The following is a 19,167-nucleotide window of genomic DNA, read 5'->3' on the forward strand; positions in this document are numbered from 1 at the left end:
CTGCGCAGTCGCGGGCAAATCGTAGGCACGTCTCGATAAGATGCCGAATCGCCTCGTGCATCGCTCCGAATATCTTTTTGCCGGATAGAGCTAGAATTGAATTTTGATGTGCCCCTCGACCGAATGATCCTGGGTGCTGGTCGAAAGATTGCCGCGATAGGACAATCCTATGACAGTATTGGCGCCTGTGCGCAGATCAAGCGCGGTTTGCACCAGGGCGGCATCGCGGGCGAGCGGCACCCCGGCGATGTCGAATCGAGCGCCCGTGCTTCTGAAAAGCAGGTAGTCTTCCGGCTTAAGCTGGCCGAACCCGTGTTGCCAAGCGAGCGATGCTGAAGGTTTGAGCGCCATTCCGCCCGACAATCCAATCACCGCCGACGCGCGCGACCCGATCGCGGTATAACCCACGTCCTCCTCGCGCGATGCGACGGAAAGTGCGGCAACGTCACCGGCCTCATCGAAGCCATTGGTATGGAGATGGATCCAGGACCAACCTGTGAATGGCTCGACAACAGCATTCGCGAGGTTTAGATCATACCCAATCTCACCAAATAATTGTGAGCTGAACGCGCCATAGCGCCCGGTCGCCCGTTCGAGAAAACCGGGATAGCTGATCGAGCGAGCGCTCCCAATCGTGCTGAAACTCAGAAGTGCCCCCGAGCGGACGTTCCAGGCACCCACGCCCAACCCTGTATAGACGCCGAAAAATGCGCTCTCGATATCGGCCGAGCTCCCACGGGCATCGATGCTCATCCTCGAATTGGTGTAGCCGAGTGCAACGCCTGCCCGCCAGTTGTCTCCCAGCCGCCCGTCTACTCCGCTGAAGAAGCCGCTCAGGCGTCTGCTCATACCAGCAGCACTCCCGTCACCATGAACCGTGCCCCAAGCCCCCACTCCCTGAGCCCACCAGGCAATATTCCGCGATGTGGATGCGTTGGCCGACAAAGGAATGCTGCCAGCGCGGAAAATGTGCCTGCCCGTATCGACATAGGCCAGGTGCTTCGGCGGGGATCGATCGGCATCACCGTAGATAACGGCCGGACCTTCGGAGCCAAAACCCGCAAAGGCCCCAAAACGGTCCTCAAACGAAGTTTGACGCAAGCGTCCGAGGACGGCATCCCGGGCGTAATGGCCGTCTTCAACAATGGACGTCCGTGCGCTGGCATGAAGTTCGCCCGATAGCGCGTCGAACGCCTGCTGCGCGCCGGCCGCCGTCTGGAAGATAACGCTGCCGAAAAGCCGGCTGTCCGGCGAGCTTTCCTGGAGAGCGGTGGCTACGGCCAGCTGGTTTGCCGTCCGCGCGACGCTCGGAAAGAAGGTCGACTGGGTCAGCGAGAGGAACACGTTGTTGGCATCATAACTCAGGCTGGGAAACAGGAACGCAGAGTTGCTGCTCACCCCAGAGAAGGTACCAATGACGCCATCGGCGGCATTGAGAATATTGTAGGTCGTACGGAAGCCATAGGCACCGCTTTGCGGCAGGACAACAACATTGCCATTGAGTCTTGCCGTGCCGGTCGCCGCGATCCGGTCTGCGGCCCCGGTCGCGTTGGTCTCGACTTCGTAGGCGGAGCCAGAGGCAAAGGATAGATCGCCGGAGACATTAAGCGTCCCGATCGAATTGCCTGGCGCAACGACTCCGCTGCTCGCGACACCGAGCCCCCCGATCGTGCCATTGCCCGTGAGCCGGGTCCCGGAGTTGACGAACACGGTCGATGCAAGCCTCCCCGTGACGTCCAGTATTCCGCCGTTGACGAACGTCGGACCGGTATAGCTGCTGTCCCCGCTCAGGACGAGCGTGCCACTGCCGTTCTGCTCAAGGGTACCAGGGCCCGAGATCGTTCCACCGAAGGTGTAATTGTCGGAACGATTGAAGGCCAAGATTCCGTTGTTGATCACGTCGCCGACGATCGAGCCGCTGGTGCCGCCATTCCCGAGTTGCAGCGTCCCAGCGCTGACGGTGGTGCCGCCGGTATAAGTGTTCGCGCCAGAGAAGATGGTCGAGCCGGAGCCAAGCTGTTGGAACGTCCCGGTGCCCGAAATGATGCCACCGAACGTGTAGCTGTCGGAACGATTGATCGCGAAGGTGCCATTGTCGTTGACGTTGCCGCCGATCGAGCCGCCGCTGCCGCCATTCCCGAGTTGCAGTGCGCCGCTATTCACCGTGACCGAGGTGTTTGGCATGCTTCCGTCAACCTCGAGCAGGCCGCCACTCACGGCAAAGCTGGAGATAAGCGGAGTGGCGCCCGTAAGCGTCCAGTGGCTGCTGCCCTCCTTGAGAAACGTCCCGAAGCCCTGGTATTGCAGGCCTGCACCGACCGTTGCGACGTTGAAGCTCGCTGTACCCGTGCCGCCCAGTGCAAGGGTGTCGCTGCCGCCGCCGAAGACGTTGCCGTTGATCACAGCGGTTGGATGAAGCTCAAGCCGGTTCGCCGAACCATGAAATCGCGCCGCGCCGCCTGCACCGCCGTTGAGCGTGCCGGCCACAGTGAGAGTCGTGGGGCTGACGACGAGGCTCGATGTATCAATGGCGAAACCATCCGCCCCCGTACCATTCGAGGTCACCTGGCTTCTGGCACCGATCGCAATCGCAATCGATCCGCTCGTTCCGCTTCTCGCATATATGCCCGTCGTATTGGTTCCTGTGACGTCGCCCGAGATGGTAATCTTTACCGCGCCATTACCATCGCTCCGCGCAAAGATGCCGCTCTCCTGGCCGCTCACGGCGGTTCCGGCGGTTGTGGTCACCGTGACATCCGCGTTCCCTCTCGCGAGAAGCGCGAAATCGCTGCCGGTCGTGCCGGCGGCTGTGACGTCACCATTGACCGTCACGGTCGTCGATCCAGTGCCGTAGTTGCGGCTCAGAATTCCGTAGCGTGCGCCACTAACGTTGGAGCCCGCGCCGGTTGTCACGGTCAGATCAGTGCCGAAATTGATCGCCACGATTCCCCGCGATACCGCGGTTGTGCCCGTGCTGACGACATCGCCATTGGTCGTGATGTTGAGCGCGCCGGTGCCCTGGTTGCGGCCCCGAATGCCGTAGTTGAGGGCGGTGATATCACCGTTGGTATTGACTGTGATGCTGCCCAGAACGCCGGCTGTCGTCGTCATATTGAGTCCGTTACCGGCGCTCGCGGTAAACGGAGAGGAGTTCGTGTCGGTATATGAAAGGTCGCCAGCGCCGGTGATCGTGAGGGCATTCGCGGAGACAGTGGTAATGCGGAATCCCGATAGCGCAGTCACGTGCGCGTTGGCGCCCGAAATCGTCTGGGCGGTGCTGGCCCCCGAGCATTCCCAATTGGAACCGCCCACATTGGCGCAAGCAGAGTAGGCCCGGCGGCTATAGCCGGAAACAGCACCCACCAGCATCGAAGACGACAGCACCAGCTGCCGGCATAGAGACCTGTCGGACAAGCGCCCCCCTCCTTGGGCTGGGAAATTCAACCTTTATATGTCAAAAATCACTCGACAACCAGGAGATGCCGCACTTCGATCACAAAGTCGTAGGTCGATCCCGTCTTTCGAGGCGCTCTCCTGGGCCGCGCTGAAGAGGCGCGGCCTCTTGTCGGGTCCACCGCCGTTTGGGGAAGCATCCATGTGCTGTCGTGACGATGTGCCGACATTCGAATCAAACGAGATTTTGCCCGCCGATCAAACTGGCCTGCGCCTTCCCGCGGAACAGGTCGGCCAAGCCGGCGGGGAGGCGCTTCGGTACTCCATGTCCCCCGGACTGCCCGAGTTTCTTGGTTCTCAGCGCATCGCCATCGTGGGTTCGTCCTATCAATCCGGCAAACTCTATTTCCTCGGTCAGAACGTCGATGGCGGGCTCTTGGTCCACGAGCGCCTCTTTCACAAGGCTATGGGACTCTGCGTCGTGGACAGAGACACGATTCTGCTCGCCACGATGTTCCAAATCCTGAAATTCAGGAACGTGCTTGCGCCCGGCCAGCGGATCAACGATCTGCACGATGCCTGTTATGTCCCGCGCCAGATATTCACCACCGGCGAGCTCGATGTTCACGACGTCGGGGTGCTGAGCGATGGCCGCATCGTCTTCGTCAACACGCTTTACAATTGTCTTGCTTCAATATCGGAACGGCACAGCTTCACGCCGCTGTGGAAGCCTTCATTCATTTCGAAGATCGTCAAGGAGGACCGATGTCACCTGAACGGACTTGCCATCGAAGACGGCACCCCTCGCTACGTTACCGCGATCAGCAAATCGGATACCGTCGATGGCTGGCGCGACCGTCGCTCCGATGGCGGCATCGTCGTCGACGTGCACTCCAACGAGATAGTGATCGGCGGTCTCTCGATGCCTCATTCCCCCCGACTCTATCGCGGGAGATTGTGGGTGCTTAACTCGGGCACAGGGGAGATCGGGTGGATCGCGCATTCAGCAGCCGGCGCGACGTTCCAGGTTTTGGCCTTCTGTCCCGGCTTCGTGCGCGGGCTCGCGTTTTTCGGCAACTATGCCTTCGTTGGCTTGTCGAAACCTCGCTATGAGCGGTTCGAGGGTCTCGCACTGGATCGCCGGTTAGCCGAAACCGATTCCGAACCGTGGTGCGGAATCCAATTGATCAATCTCGATACCGGTGTCTGCGAAAACTGGTTTCGGATCGACGGGGCGGTAACCGAATTCTACGATCTGGGCGTGGTGGCAGACGTGGTGCGCCCCATGGCGATCGGCTTCGCCAACAACGAGATCCTTGATCTCGTCACCCATGATCCGATTGATGCCGCTCAGAGCGCTTGGCCTGTGCAGAAACGAGCGCCGGGAGTGGGTCCCCGTGGCGGGCGTAGAGTTGCACGCTAGCCGAGGAACAGGTGCTCCTCAAAGACGGCAGGCCGCACGCACGTGACGGTGACCAGAAAGCCCGGGGCACCAGAGAGATCACGTATAAGCCGATTCACCTGCCCTGCGCCCTCTTCATCTCTGAGTGCTGAGACCAGAACGGGACTCGGGCGCACGGCGCCGCGAGATTGCTGACGAATATATTCTGTTGCTTGACGATGGCGACGATGTTGAGAACACGCGCACGTCTCCACCAGCGTTATTCCGGACGGCGCCTGCAACGCGTGGGCACGGAATCCATAACCGCCATCGGGAGTATGGATTCCGGGCTCGCCCTACGCGCGCCCCGGAATGACGACCTCATCATACGAGCGAAATCATTTCCCCGGCCACACCGGCTTGCGCTTCTCGGCAAATGCCTTCAGGCCTTCCTTGGCGTCTTCGGTCATCGCGAGCAGCGCAATCTGGCTTTCGAGATAGGCGATGGACTCGTCGAACGACATCGAGGCGATGGCGCGCATGGCGTATTTGCCGCGGCGGATGGCTGTCGGCGACTTGTCGACGAGACGGCCGATCAGCCAGTCGATCTTGCCGTCGAGCTCGGCGGCGGGAACGACGTGGTTGAGCAGCCCGGCGGCCTGCGCGACCTTGGCGTCGAACGGCTCGCCCGTGAGCGCCCATTCGTTGACGAGCCGCGGCGGCGCGATGCTCTGCAAGAGGCTCAGCACCTGCATCGGGAACACGCCGACCTTCACCTCCGGAAGGCCGAAGAGGACGTGATCGGCCGCGACCGCCATGTCGGTCATGCACAGCAGGCCCATGCCGCCGGCCATGCAGACGCCGCCGACCCGCGCGATCGCCGGCTTGGTGGCATTCTGCGACAGCCTGAGCAGATCGGCATAGTCGACATTGGGACGGGAGAAATCCATCGCGAACGCCGCGCCGGAGTTCTGCAGGTCGGCGCCCGCGCAGAACGCCTTGTCGCCCGCCCCCGTCAGCACGATCACGCGCACCCCGGGATCGTCATGCGCCTGGCGATAGCCGCGCGAGATGCCGGCGATGACGTCGCCATTCAGCGCGTTGCGCTTCTCCGGACGATTGATGGTGATCCAGAGGGCCTGCCCACGCTTGTCGAGAATCACGCTGTCGTCGGTCATCGCCTTGCCTGTCGCTTGCTGTCGGATGCGAGATTGTCGCGGGATAGCCGCGAGGAGCAAGGAAAACTTGCGTCAGGAGGCCGCGCGGCGGCCGATCTCATCGATGACGCCGCGCAGCAGCGGACGCGCAGGCTCGAACTGGCCGGTACGCAGGAACGCGATGGTCTGCCGGAACGACGTCGGATGCACCAGCAGTCCCACGTGCGAGGCCTTGACGGTCGTGTAGTCCGTCATCCCGACGAGCTTGCAGCTCTCGACCGAGACGCGGCCGTCGTTCGGCCATGGCAGCAGGAACAGCCCGGCGATCGGGTCGAGGAAACGGTTGCCGGCGATCACGCCGATCTCGTAGTCGGCGGCCGGCAAGGAGGCGAGCGTGACGTCTTTCGTGGTCACCAGTTGCAGGCCTGCCGGCCCGAAATAGGCGCGATACAGCCCGACGTTCTGCAGCCGGTCGGCGAGCTCGCTGCCGCCATTGGGCGTTCCGAGCATGACGACACGGCCGAGCCGCGCCGGCCGATGCTTCGCGATCGCGACCCGTGCCAGCAGCCCGCCCATCGAGTGGGTGACGAAATGGACCGGACCGTCGATCCCGGCGGCGAAATCGGCGATCGCCGGGCGGATGTCGTCAGCAAGAAACTCGAGCGGCTTCTTGCGGCTCTCATAGTCGAGGTTCAGCGTCGCAAAACCTGCGCGCTGCAACCGCTTTTCCAGCGGACGCAGCATCAATGACCGGCCGGCGATGCCATGCAGCAGCACACCCCCCGCGTCGCGGGGGCCACTGTGCTGAGAACGCCGGCGCAGCGATGCGATCACGCGACTTCCCGCTCCTCCGGCTCGCGCTCCGTCGTAGCGGTTGCCGCACTCGCCTCGGCAAGCGCTTTGGCGCCGACATAGTCGGTCTTGCCCGAGCCGAGCAGCGGGATCTTGTCGACCACCATCACGACGGCCGGCACCGCAAGCTCCGGCGCGCCTTGCGCCTTGGCCTGACGCTGTATCGCGGAGCGTTCGGCATCCTTCTGCGTCGTGATCAGCACGATGCGCTCGCCCTTGCGCTGGTCGGGGATCGACACCGCGACCGAGGCTGCCTGCGGCCACAAAGCCGCGGCGATCTGCTCGACCACCGTCAGCGACACCATCTCGCCGGCGATCTTGGCAAAGCGCTTGGCGCGGCCCTTGATCGTGATGAAGCCCTGCGCGTCGATGGTGACGATGTCGCCGGTGTCGTGCCAGCCCTCCGGCAGTGCCTCGAGCACGCCGGGATTTTCGGCCCTGACATAGCCGAGCATGACGTTGGGGCCGCGGACCGAAAGCCGTCCGCCCTCCTCGATGCCCGGCACCTTGTCGAGCCGATACTCCATCAGCGGCGACAGGCGGCCGACGGTGCCGACACGGTTGGCCATCGGCGTGTTCATCGCCAGCACCGGCGCGGTCTCGGTGACGCCATAGCCTTCGAGAACGCGGATGCCATAACGCTCCATGTAGATCTGCCGTGTCCGATCCTTGACCGGCTCGGCGCCGGCAATGACCAGCCGCAGGGTGCGGAAATCGTAGGCATGAGCGGAGCGCGCGTAGCCGGTCAGGAAGGTGTCGGTGCCGAACAGGATCGTGGCGCCGGTCTGGTAGATCAGTTCGGGCACGATCCGGTAATGCAGCGGCGACGGGTACATGTAGATCGGGATGCCCGCCAACATGGGCATCATCATGCCGCCAGTGAGGCCGAAGGAGTGAAAGACCGGCAAAACATTGAACACAAGATCGTTAGCGTTGGCATCGACCCTCGCCAATGCCTGCGCGGCATTCGCGAGAATGTTGCGATGGGACAGGACGACGCCCTTCGGGGTGCCTTCGGAGCCGGACGTGAACAGAATCACCGCCGGATGGTCGGCATTGCGGGCGACGCGCGGCTTGGTGCCGTCGATCATCCCCTTGATCTTGTCGGCCAGGCTGACGGAGGCCTTGACGTCCTCGAGATAGACCAGGCGGGCCTGTCCTTCGATCGCCGCGATCAGCTTGTCGAGCTTGCCCTTCTCGATGAAGGCCCGCGACGTCAGAACGGTCGTGACCTGCGCCGCCTTCATTGCCGCCAGCACATTCACCGGGCCGGCGGAGAAATTCAGCATTGCCGGCACGCGGCCGATCGACTGCAGCGCCATGAACACCACGGCGACGCCGGCGGAGTTCGGCAGCAACAGGCCGATGTTCTCGCCCACCATCGTGCCCTGCTCGAGCTTGCGGCTGAGCACCTGCGAGCCGAGCAGCAGCTTGCGATAGGTCAGCTTGGTGCCGAGCGGATCCTCGATCATCACCTTGCCGGTGTCGTGGTCGCGATGGGCATGGGCGAGCGCCTCGAACAGCGTCCGATCCAGCATGGCGTTCTTGACCATGGCGTCGATCATCACGTCCTGCAGCGCCGCGCCGGCCGCATTGCGGCGGGTCTTGCCCCTGAGAGCCGCATCGATGGTGAGCTTCACCGGCGGCAGGATCGTCACCGTCACCTTGGGAAACCAGGAGCGCTTGATCTGGCCATCCTTGAGATAGCTGAGATGCGAGCGCTGCGCGCCCTCGATGCGAACGGGCACCACGATGGCGTCGGCCTTGTCGGCGATCATTGCGGTGCCGTCATAGACCTTCATCAGCGAGCCCGACACAGTGATGCGGCCCTCGGGGAAGATCACCACCGGCTCCTGGCTGGCGACCAGCTTGATCAGGTCGCGAGCACCGAGCGGCTTGGTCGGGTCGATCGTGATGTGGCTCACCAGCTTCAGGAAGACCTTCGCCCACCAGGCCTTGGAGATCCCGGTGTCCACGGCGAAGGTCGCATCAATCGGAAGCACCGCGTGTAGCAGCGGACCGTCGATCAGGCTGACATGGTTCGGCGCGATCAGCATGCGGGTGCCGGCTGGCGGCAGGTTCTCCAGGCCGCGCACTTCGGTGCGGAACAGAGCACGGAACAGCATCGCGCCGAAATCGCGCACGCCCTCCCTGCCCCATTTGTTGAGCACGAACCAGACGGCGCCGAAGCTGGCCAAAGCCAGACCGAAGAAGATCCAGGCGATCGAGACGCCCGCGGCCTGCAGGCCGGCTACGCCCAGCGAGCCGACCACCATGAAGGCGGCCTGCAGCACATTGCCGGCAGCGATGACCCGGGCGCGCTCGGTCGGCTCCGACCAGGCCTGCACGGCGGCGAACGCCGGAACCACGAACAGGCCGCCGCCAAAGGCGAAAACGGCGAAATCGATCAGCATGCGCGCGCCCGCCCAAGAGCCGACGAAGGCGAGCGGCGTGAGGCCCTTTGCGGCCTCGGTCGTCCCGATCGCCCAGGACAGATCGAGGCCGAGCACGCCCATGAGGATGGCGCCGATCGGCACCAGCGCGAGATTCGGCCTGACGTGGCTGAGATGCGCTGCGAACAGCGAGCCGATGGCAATGCCAATCGCGAAGATGGCGAGGCAGAGAGTGACCACGCCCTCGGTGCCGCCGACGACATCCTTGACCAGCGCCGGCAGCAGCGACAGCACGACGGCGCCGACCAGCCAGAACCAGGACACGATCACCATGCCGTCCCACAGCCGCGGCGCGGCGTACAGCGACTTGAGAAGGTGCGAGGTCGAGGTCCAGGGATTGGCCGTGATGCGCAGATCGGGGGCCGACGGCGACGTGTGCGGAATGCGCGAGGCCGACGCCCAGGAGATCAACGCGAGGCCGATGACGGCGAGAGCGACCCATCCCATGTGCGACGAGCCGGAGACGAGTTGGCCGCCGGCGATGGTGCCGATCAGGATGGCCATGAAGGTCGCGCCTTCGACCAGCGCGTTGCCGGTTGCGAGCTCACCGACCGTCAGTTGATCGGGCAGCATGGCGTATTTCACGGGACCGAACAGCGCGGCAATGACACCGAACATGCCGAGGGCGACGAACAGCAGCGGGATCGAATGCAGAAAGAAGCCCAGCGCCGCAAAGGTTGCGGCGAAGATCTCCGCGAATTTGAGCCGGCGCGCCACGATTCCCTTAACATATCGATCCGCCAGCTCGCCGCCGAGCCCGGACAGGATGAAGAACGGAAAGATGAAGACGGCGCCCGCCACGGTCACAAGCGCGTCGCCATGCGTTGCCACGGCGCCATAGAGCAGCATGATGACCAGCGCATTCTTCAGGACGTTGTCGTTCAGCGCCGAGGAGAATTGAGCCCAGAACAGCGGGGCAAAACGGCGCGACGACATCAACTGCTTGATCATGATCGATTCCTGATGTGCTGCAGCGGCTTGGCCGCAAGGATCGCAAGAGTCTTGAAGGTTGGTGATGAAATGAGGCGGAGCCGGCGATGCATCCCGTTAGACGCGGTCATGCGGTTAGGCGTTCTGTTGTTGGTCGCCGACCAGGATGGAAAATAGCGCGAAGGTCGTGTGCAAAAGGCTTATCCAGACCGATGGCAACGGGACGGAGGGGGTGGGACGCGAGGACATGGTGACCGCTTCGTTGCGCATCAGATCGGGATTTGAGACGAGGTCAGGTCAGTTCGCTCAGGTAGTGGAAGCAGCCGAACAGGCCGCCACGGCGCAGCCGGTGCCCTTCGCGCCCGGCGGCACGAAACAGACGTTGTCCCGCCAGCCGCCTCGTTCGCCGCGCAGCCAGCAGACCGGCAACATCACAAGCATTTGCGATCCGCTCGACGCGCGCCGTCAAAAGGTGAGACGCGAACCGCGCGAGACCGTTCAGTCCTGTCGGCGCATTGGTCGAAAAAAAAATGGGGAGCGCGAGAGTCGAGAACCTGCATGAGACTTCTCCATATTTTGAGCAACGCTCAAAATATATATCGCGCTTTTGAGCGGCGCTCAAGAAGAGAATGTAAAACGTCAAAGAAGGGTAAAATGATCCTGCGAGGCGCCGCCCCTCGGCGTGAGGGGCAATTAGGGCCCTCGAATCAGAAGGGATTTTCGATAACTCGGCTTGCCCCAGTGGGTCAGCCTGCCGATTTGCGCAGCCAGACCTTGTTGTCGTGGAAGGCCGCGCCCCCGATCGGGGCGACGGTGTCGGCGGCGGTGAGCACGTTGATGCCGCGTCCCCCGACATGGGCGCGATTGGGATGGATCGATTCGGCGATCAACACTCCGCGCCGGACTCCGTCGAACAGCCGGGCCGCAAGCGAGGTCTGTCCGCGCTCATTGCCGAGCGTGACGATGTCGCCGTCGACGATGCCGAGCGGGGCTGCATCCAGCGGATGGATCATGACGGAGGGGGCCCCTTCCCGCGCCTGCGACGATGGCGTCTCGTTGAAGGAGGTGTTGAGGAACGAGCGTGCGGGACTGGTTGCAAGCCGGAACGGATGCTGCTGATCGACCTCTTCGGTCACCGCCCAATGGTCGGGCAATGACGGCATGCGCTCCGGATTGCCCATGACGCGTCCGAATGGCGGATGAGCCCAGTCGGCCTTGAAGTGGAATTTGCCGTCCCTGTGCGCGAAGCCGTCGAGATAGTGCGACGTGCGGAAGTCCGGCTGAAGGTCACGCCAGACATCGGCCTCGAGCCCGGCGATATCGCCATGGCCGCTCTTCTTCAACGTCGCATCGATCAGCTCGCGCGGCGACATCTCGAAGCCCGGATGCACAGCCCGCAGCCGCCGCGCCAGGCCTTGCAGCACCTCGTGGTTGGAGCGGCACTCACCCGGTGGATCAATCAGCTTCGGTCCGACCGAGATGTGCTGATGGCCGCCGCCGTAATAGAGATCGTCATGCTCCATGAACATCGTGGCGGGCAGCACGATGTCCGCCATCTGCGCCGTCTCGGTCATGAACTGCTCGTGGACGGCGACGAAAAGGTCTTCGCGCGCAAATCCGTTGCGAACCAGCTCCTGCTCGGGCGCCACCGTCATCGGGTTGGTGTTCTGGATCAGCATCGCCTTGACTGGCGGGCCTCCACAGAGGGCCACCGCGTCTCCCGTCAGGATGCGCCCGATCTGGGACTGATCGAGGAAGCGGGTGGAATGATCCACGGCGTCATGGCCCTCGATGATCGACTCATCGAAGTGCCAAAGCGCGGCGTTGTTGAAGAAGGCCCCGCCTCCTTCGTACTGCCAGGCGCCCGTCACCGCGGGAATGCAGGATGCCGCATGCATCTGCGTGGCACCGTTCCTGCTACGGGTGAAGCCGTAACCCAGCCGGAAGAAGGTGCGCTTCGTCTCTCCGACCAGACGGGCGAACGCCTCGATCTCGGCCACGGGAACGCCAGAGATTTGCGATGCCCATTGCGGCGTCCGCGTCTGCAGATGCGCTTCGAGTTCCGCAGGGCAGTCCGTGTACTTCTCCATATAGGCGCGGTCGGCAAAGCCGTCGCGAAACAGCACGTGCATCACGCCGCAGGCAAAGGCGCCGTCGGTGCCCGGGCGCAGGATGATCTTGATGTCGGCCTGCTTCATCGTCTCATTGTCGTAGACATCGATCGCGGCGATCTTGGCGCCCCGCTCTTTTCGGGCGCGCGCGGCATGAGTCATGACATTGACCTGCGTGTTCACCGGGTTCGTGCCCCAGATCACGACCAGGTCCGAGAGCGCCATTTCCCGCGGATCGACGCCGGCGATCTTCCCGGTGCCGATGGCAAAGCCGATACGCGCGACATTGGCGCAGATCGTCGAGTAGAATCGCGAATACTTCTTCACATGGGTGAGACGATTGAGGCCGTCGCGCATCACGAGACCCATCGTGCCTGCGTAATAATACGGCCATACCGACTGAGCGCCAAAATCCCGCTCCGCCTGGAGAAACCGCTCCGCGATCTCGTCCAATGCCTCGTCCCAGGAGATGCGTGCAAAATGCCCTGATCCTTTCGGACCGACGCGACGCATCGGATGCATCAGCCTTTCAGGATGATGAATCCGCTCGGCATATCTCGCGACCTTGGCGCAAACCACGCCAGCCGTATAGGTCTGCCGTTTCGAGCCGCGAACGCGGCCGATCGTCTTCCGATCGAGCACTTCGACGTCGAGCGCGCAGGCGGACGGACAATCGTGCGGGCAGGTGGAATGGCGGATATCGACGCGGGTCTGCTGGTTCATGCCCGATTGGTAGCATCAAAGAATGCATCCGCCGAGAGCATTCGCGAGGCATTCGCATGAACAAGATTCGTACGTGTCCGCATCACCGCAGATCTGGTTCTGGACGTGGACAAGTCGCCGCCGACGACGGCTGATCCGCCGTTAGGGGCGAGATGAAGACGGCAAGAAAAGACGATAGGCTTTGTTGCGTGCTCGTGTTTGCTGCCTGCGACGGTCTACATCGCAGCGCACCATCACGAGCCCTCAGCTGACGGCAATTTCGATTGCAAAGCGAGTTTCATATATTAATATATCAGTTGAGGAAACGAAAATGTCCGGTCGCCCCCCGAGGAAATTGGCCGCAGCGCCACGGCCCGTGGTGGCCCGCATGCGCCGCAATGGTCGACCCCGCGGCGCGACAGCAGCGTCACGCATCTACACCGATCTCAGGTCGGAACTCGTGTCGCTCGTGCGCCTGCCGGGCGAACCGATTTCGGAAGCGCAGATCGCGACGGCCTATGGCGTCAGCAGGACACCGGTCCGCGAGGCCATTCTGAAACTCTCGGACGAAGGGCTGGTCGAGATCTTTCCGCAGTCCGGCATCTTCGTCTCGCGCATTCCGGTCGCAGCACTCCCCGAGACCATCATCATCCGAAAGTCTCTCGAAGAGACCACCGCACGGATGGCGGCCGAGCATGCAACATCGAGCCAGTTGCTCAACCTGCATGCGACCCTCGAACGTCAGCGCGAGGCCTGCGCCGCAAAGGATCGCGAAGCCTTCCACCAGGCCGACGAGATGTTTCACGCTGGCATCGCCGAGGTCGCCGGCTATCCCGGTATCTGGAAGCTGATCGTTCAGGTCAAGGTTCACGTCGACCGCTATCGCCGCCTGACCTTGCCGCAGATCGGACGGATGGCCGAAGTGATCGCAGAGCACGAACCAATCCTTCAGGCCATCGAACGGCGCGATCCGGATCGTGCCCGGGCTGCCATGGCGAGTCATCTGGAACGCCTGCTCGACGACATCTCTGAAATTCAGACCAAGAATCCAGAGTATTTCGATCAACCAAGCTAACGAGATGATCGCATCGAACCTTGCGGCGACACGATCACTTCGGCGGAGAGACGCCATGAAAAGACGCGATTTCATCAGACTGAGCGTGGGCTTTGCGGGCGTTGCAACGCTGCCGCCGATCTCGGCCGCCCTTGCGCAATCGAAGGCGGTGTTCAAGGCATCCGACGTTCAGCCGCCGGGGTATCCGACGGTTGCAGCAACAGAAAACCTCGGCAAGAAGCTTGCGGCGGCCACCAGCGGCAGGCTGTCGATCCAGATGTATCCGTCCGCTCAGCTCGGCGGCGAGAAAGAGACCATCGAGCAGACCCAGATCGGGGCGATCCAGATGCTGCGGGTCAGCGCCGGCGCGCTCGGCCCGATCGTCGATGACGTCAACGTCGTCAACATGCCCTTCCTGTTCAAGAGCATCGAACATTCGGAAAAGATGATGGACGGTCCGATCGGTCAGGACCTTCTGGACCGCGTCAGCGCCAATGCCAGCGCAAATCTCGTCGCACTCTGCTGGATGAATTCGGGTGCGCGCAGCATCTACAATACCAAGAAGCCCATCAGGACGGTGGAGGACGTCAAGGGGCTGAAGATTCGCGTGATCGGCAATCCTATTTTCATCGACATGATGAACGCGCTCGGCGGCAACGGCGTCGCGATGGGGTACGATCAGGTCTTCAGCGCGCTGCAGACCGGCGTGATCGACGGGGCCGAGAACAATCTACCGAGCTACGTCTTCAGCAATCACTACACGGCCGCGAAGTACTATTCGCTCACCCAGCATCTCGTCATTCCAGAAGTCCTCGCGTTCTCGAAGCGCGCCTGGGCGAACCTGTCGACCGACGACCAGACCTTGATCAAGAAGTTCGCACGCGAAGCACAGATGGAGGAACGCGAACTCTGGAAGGTCTACGAGCGGGAAGCGACGGAGAAGGCCAGGGCCGCCGGCTCCGAAATCGTCGAAATCGCCGACAAGGCGCCGTTCCAGAAGGCCGTAAAGCCGGTCTGGGACAAATACGGTCCGAAGCACCAAGAACTGATCAAGCGCATTCAGGACATCGCGTAGACCGCGCGCTCGGTTCGGACGATCGGGAGGCTTACGATGGCCGGACTTCATCTCCGGCGATGGATGCGCTGCATCTCGCCTGCGTCATCGCGGGCGTGACGGCGCTCGTGCTGATCTCAGCCCTCATCCTTTGGGCGGTCTTCACGCGCCTACGTCCTGAACAGCGCGACCTTCTGGCCCGAACCGATGGCCGTCCTGTTGTACTGGCGCCACCAAGCCACAACGCCGTCCTGTACTCGCTCGCGACCGGTGGGGCGTTCTCGATCAGCGCGCTGCTCATGGCGGGTATATTCCCGGGACTGCTGCTCGGCTTCTCGCGGATCCTGCTCTGTACCGTGTTCGCCTATCGCGAAGACCATCCCCACAGCCGGCAGGTTCCAGCCAAGGATGCGGTCAAGATCACGATCGATCGCTGGCCGGATGCGGCCATCATCGGTTCAGCAGGACGCCGGAAAATGCCTCTCGGCCCCTACTCGTCCTCGTCTTGACCGGTCTCTGCCAATCCGCGTAGCGGCTCGGGATTCAGAAGAACGATCGCCCCGTGCTCGAGGCGGACCCAGTCCCGCGCGGCCCACGCACGCAATTGCTTGTTGATGCTCTCCCGCGTCATGCCGACCATTTCGCTGATCTCCTGCTGAGTGATGGCAATGGTGCGGCTCGCGGCATCCAGCTTGCGCTTGTCGGTCAGGCCGAGCAGTGCACTGGCAAGGCGGCGAGGAAGATCCTGAAGGATGACCTGCTCGACCTGGTCGCTGGTCCAGCGCAGCCGATCGCAAAGCAGCTCGATGAATTTCATTGCCAGCACCGGTTGGCTCTTCACGAACGGCAGGAATTCGCGCCGATCGATGACCAGTATCTCGCAATTCGTGTTGGCCGTTGCATCGGCTGTGCGTTCTCGTCCGTCGAGCACGGCGACCTCGCCGAATATCTCACCCGCGCTGATCAGGTTCAGGATGGCATTGCGGCCGTCGGGCGACGAGACACTGATTTTGACGGTGCCACTGATCACGGCATATAAGCTCGAGCCAGGATCGCCTTTTGAGAAGATGGTTGCACCGCGCTTGAGCGATGTCGGCTTGGCGTAGCGGCAGAGCTGATCGACCGCATCAGCCTCGAGCTCACGAAAAATCGGATGCTGACGCAGCACCGACAGTTTGCCGTTATTGGTAGGTCGGACGCTCGCCCGCTTTTCCTCAGTCACACCGCATCTCCCAGGCGTCCGAATACCGCCGCCCAAGGGAAATGTCCAAAGCTGGTGGCCAAGGCCCCGCGGATGTCAGGGGACTATGGACACGCCTACAGCCACCAGCAAAAACGATCCCTCGGACTTGCGACCACCGATCCTCGATTTCATTGCATCTCGGAATACGGCAGATCGGCGGATTGTCCAAGAAAATGCGGCGAACGCTCAACGGCGAAGCCATGTGCCAATCGACGCCGGAGGCGTTTACGCCGCCGGGACGGGCCCTGCATACATTGTGCAACGCGTGAGAGTCGTCCAGCCGCCCCGTCGGACCGGCAGCGCTACTCTTCTGAGCGCAAGATGCCGCAGCCCAAGGGCAGCCTGTACCTCACACCCGATGCCTTGTCTGTGAATCAGCCCAAAGCAGGACCGCAGCGAACCCGACAAAAACCCCCACAACTGCAAAGCTGACCATCATAGCGTCCAGCGGCATGTCTCTCTCCCCCCTGTTCGAGTTTGAGACACAGTTCCCTATCGGCTGCGCGACAGTCCTTGATCCAGATCAATGCAATGCGGATTTCGCCCGCGATGTCAGGCAGCAGCCATTGCTTCAGCTCGCGCCGAGTCCCGAAGCGAGACGCCCCCGGGCAGGATCGCGATGATGCCCTCCCGTTCGAGCTTCGTGAACGTTCGACTGACGGTCTCGATGGTGAGCCCGAGATAGTCGGCGATATCCTGCCGACTCATCGGCAACGGTACCATGTTAGAGGCCCCCCGAAGCTCCACCAGCCGATCCCTCCAGCCAACGAGGAATGTCGCGACCTTCTCCTCGGCTGATCGGCGTCCGAGAAGTACCATGTGATCACGCGCCTGATTCAGCTCCTGCACGGCCAGTTCGTTCATCCGGCGCAGCAGATTCGGCTTGTCCTCGGCAAAGCGTCCGAACGGTCCCTTCGCGAACTGGCAGACGGTGACGGGACCGATCGCGTCAGCCGAAAATCCGTGCCGTTCCTCCGTCGTCATGCCGACGAAGTCGCCGGGCAGCGCAAATCCGACGATCTGCCTGCGTCCGTCGGGGAGAAGCTTGTAGAGCCTCATGACCCCATCCAATAAATTGTAGAAACAGGACGACGTATCTTCTTGCGCGAAAACCGTCTCGCAGGTCGCAAAATGGGCTCGGCGGCTGAGGTGCTCGAATTCGCGCATCTCAAACTGGTCGAGCGACGCACAGACACTGAATCCCCGCACGGCACAATCGGCACAGGCCTGCCCGTGGAAATCGATTGCAACAAGAGACGTCTTCATACGAGGGCTCCGGTGGGCCAAGCGCAAAGCGAATGGTTGCATTCTAACGGACGCTCGAAGTTCCGATTGATTCAAATCAAACGAACCAACAATCCGGGCCCTATCGTGGCCGCCACTCCCAACACCAATGGATATCGTGAATGCAGCGGCTTGTTCTGTGCCACCTTCTCGCCGCCACGATGTTGGCGACACCGTCATACGCAGCGTCGACAGCAGAGCAACGCGGACAGGCTTTCGCGAAGGCCCACTGCGCACGATGTCACGCCATCGGTCGAACGGGAGAGAGCCCCTTCGAACCGGCCCCTCCGTTCCGCAGCCTGCATCTCCGCTACCCGATCGAATCGTTGGGCGAAGCGCTCGCGGAGGGGATCATGACTGGTCACCCGGCCATGCCCCAATTCCAGCTCGCGCCGCCGCAGATCCACGATCTGCTCTCGTATTTGAAGAGCTTGGAATAGCCCCGTCGATTCAGAGCGCCTGTATCGTCCAGGTCAAAATCGATTTGGCAATCCGGCCGAAGGCCTCGTCGAAGGCGGACACGGCATCAGCAGGATCAAGCCGGGCAACGGGCTGGTTTTCGTCAAACAGCCGAGACGCGATGGCCTTGCCGTTCTTGTCGACGAGGCGAGCCGACAGGCCGATCTCCACCGCGGCGGTATCGGCATTGATCCGGAAACGGCGGACATCAATCAGCAGCTGAAAATCCGGCTGGCCCAGATCGGATGTCCGCAGCGGAGCGTGGGCCACATCGTAATTCTCGAAGGCATCGATCAGACGTGATTGCAACAACTTGGGGATGCTGTCAGCCCACAGGAAATCACCGAACCCCGGGTAATCCTTTGTTGGCGTGAATAGCATGCGCTGAGTCTGCAGCATCGCCACGGCCGTGGGCTCAGGTATCGCAAGCTGCCCCTTGATGGTCTTGTTGACCGGCCCCAGTTCTCGCGGCGCGCTCAGATCATAGGTGACTTTCTGTGCTGGAGCACCGCCTCCCGTCATTTTCTCCAGACCCGAGACGATTCCATCGAGCTTGCCGGTATTCCGCGCAAGGCCGTCTGAGAATGTCTTGAGGTTGGCGATCGTATCTTTGAGCGGCCCTGCATTCTCCGCAAGAACTGCATCGACACGCCGCAGGGCGTCCCGGGCGGCCTGCGTCATGCTTTGTCCGGCGCCCGGTTCTGCAATCAAGGTCGATACGGCACTCGCCGCTCCTGCCGACGCGCCACCCTCCAGCGCGATCACCGGCACTCCTGTCAGCCCCTGAAATTCCAACCCTACTTTGGTGTCGGCGCGCACGGGAGTCGTCGAGGCCACGGAAATCGTTGCGTTGACCCGACGCGGATCGTTCGCCGCCAGACCGAGCTCGGTCACCTCGCCGACCCGGATTCCATTGAACAGAACGGCAGCCCCGACCAGCAGGCCGGGCACCGAGCCCTCGAACTGCACGTGATAGGTCGTGCGAGGACCGAGTCCTCCGGTGTTGTTGAGCCAGTAAACGAAGCCAAAGATCGCGACGATGGCCGCCAGCACGAAGCCGCCGATGACAGCGAAGGGTGCACGGGTTTCCATCT

The 19,167-nt window shown here is 62.3% G+C and carries 14 protein-coding genes; 6 read left to right on the forward strand and 8 right to left on the reverse strand.

The annotated features are described in order from the left end of the window. Positions 1-90: 90 nt before the first annotated feature. A complete protein-coding gene (locus QX128_RS26305) occupies positions 91-3,414 on the reverse strand; it encodes an autotransporter domain-containing protein (protein ID WP_316238930.1) in 3,324 nt (1,107 codons plus the stop codon). 181 nt (positions 3,415-3,595) lie between these two features. Between QX128_RS26305 and QX128_RS26310 the strand changes: the two genes are divergently transcribed. Then, positions 3,596-4,816 (forward strand): TIGR03032 family protein, encoded by a 1,221-nt coding sequence (locus QX128_RS26310; RefSeq protein ID WP_315803577.1) that lies wholly within the window; start codon positions 3,596-3,598, stop codon positions 4,814-4,816. A 356-nt stretch (positions 4,817-5,172) separates the two neighbouring features. On the opposite strand, the gene QX128_RS26315 is transcribed toward QX128_RS26310, so the two are convergent. From QX128_RS26315 to QX128_RS26325, 3 genes are all read right to left on the reverse strand, one after another. Further along, positions 5,173-5,952, reverse strand: a complete 780-nt coding sequence (locus QX128_RS26315; protein WP_315803578.1) for an enoyl-CoA hydratase/isomerase family protein — start codon at positions 5,950-5,952, stop codon at positions 5,173-5,175. Positions 5,953-6,024: 72 nt separating this feature from the next. Then, entirely contained in the window at positions 6,025-6,762 is a 738-nt protein-coding gene (locus QX128_RS26320) for an esterase/lipase family protein (protein ID WP_316238975.1), read from the reverse strand. Then, positions 6,762-10,187 carry an acyl-[ACP]--phospholipid O-acyltransferase gene (locus tag QX128_RS26325; protein WP_316238931.1) on the reverse strand — a complete coding sequence of 1,142 codons (3,426 nt, stop codon included), beginning with the start codon at positions 10,185-10,187 and terminating at the stop codon, positions 6,762-6,764. The genes QX128_RS26320 and QX128_RS26325 overlap by 1 nt, the downstream gene beginning before the upstream one ends. Before the next feature lie 226 nt (positions 10,188-10,413). On the opposite strand from QX128_RS26325, the gene QX128_RS26330 reads away from it, so the two are divergent. Further along, entirely contained in the window at positions 10,414-10,728 is a 315-nt protein-coding gene (locus QX128_RS26330; protein ID WP_316238932.1) for a hypothetical protein, read from the forward strand. A gap of 184 nt (positions 10,729-10,912) precedes the next feature. Here QX128_RS26330 and QX128_RS26335 read toward each other — a convergent pair whose 3' ends face one another. Continuing rightward, entirely contained in the window at positions 10,913-13,000 is a 2,088-nt protein-coding gene (locus QX128_RS26335) for a molybdopterin oxidoreductase family protein (protein WP_315803581.1), read from the reverse strand. A gap of 367 nt (positions 13,001-13,367) precedes the next feature. Here QX128_RS26335 and QX128_RS26340 point away from each other — a divergent pair, with 367 nt between their 5' ends. The 3 genes from QX128_RS26340 to QX128_RS26350 are packed head-to-tail and all read left to right on the forward strand — an operon-like array spanning position 13,368 to position 15,596. Next, complete coding sequence (locus QX128_RS26340) at positions 13,368-14,054, forward strand: GntR family transcriptional regulator (RefSeq protein WP_316180167.1); 687 nt, start codon at positions 13,368-13,370, stop codon at positions 14,052-14,054. A 55-nt stretch (positions 14,055-14,109) separates the two neighbouring features. After that, positions 14,110-15,108 (forward strand): TRAP transporter substrate-binding protein, encoded by a 999-nt coding sequence (locus QX128_RS26345; RefSeq protein ID WP_316238933.1) that lies wholly within the window; start codon positions 14,110-14,112, stop codon positions 15,106-15,108. A gap of 59 nt (positions 15,109-15,167) precedes the next feature. Then, on the forward strand, positions 15,168-15,596 hold the full coding sequence (locus QX128_RS26350) for a TRAP transporter large permease subunit (RefSeq protein ID WP_316216920.1): 429 nt from the start codon (positions 15,168-15,170) through the stop codon (positions 15,594-15,596). On the opposite strand, the gene QX128_RS26355 is transcribed toward QX128_RS26350, so the two are convergent. Then, on the reverse strand, positions 15,578-16,309 hold the full coding sequence (locus QX128_RS26355; protein WP_315803585.1) for a Crp/Fnr family transcriptional regulator: 732 nt from the start codon (positions 16,307-16,309) through the stop codon (positions 15,578-15,580). The two genes, QX128_RS26350 and QX128_RS26355, sit on opposite strands and share 19 nt — an antisense overlap. Positions 16,310-16,882: 573 nt before the next feature. Next, entirely contained in the window at positions 16,883-17,596 is a 714-nt protein-coding gene (locus QX128_RS26360; protein WP_315803586.1) for a helix-turn-helix domain-containing protein, read from the reverse strand. 140 nt (positions 17,597-17,736) lie between these two features. On the opposite strand from QX128_RS26360, the gene QX128_RS26365 reads away from it, so the two are divergent. Beyond that, the gene (locus QX128_RS26365) at positions 17,737-18,054 is read left to right on the forward strand and encodes a cytochrome c (RefSeq protein WP_315803587.1); all 318 of its coding nucleotides are present in this window, start codon (positions 17,737-17,739) and stop codon (positions 18,052-18,054) included. 10 nt (positions 18,055-18,064) lie between these two features. Here the strand turns inward: QX128_RS26365 and QX128_RS26370 are convergent, their stop codons facing one another. Next, a complete protein-coding gene (locus QX128_RS26370; RefSeq protein WP_316180045.1) occupies positions 18,065-19,165 on the reverse strand; it encodes an ABC-type transport auxiliary lipoprotein family protein in 1,101 nt (366 codons plus the stop codon). Between the last annotated feature and the right edge of the window lie 2 nt (positions 19,166-19,167).

It is taken from the genome of Bradyrhizobium sp. SZCCHNR1015 (genome assembly GCF_032489875.1).
GTDB lineage: Bacteria > Pseudomonadota > Alphaproteobacteria > Rhizobiales > Xanthobacteraceae > Bradyrhizobium.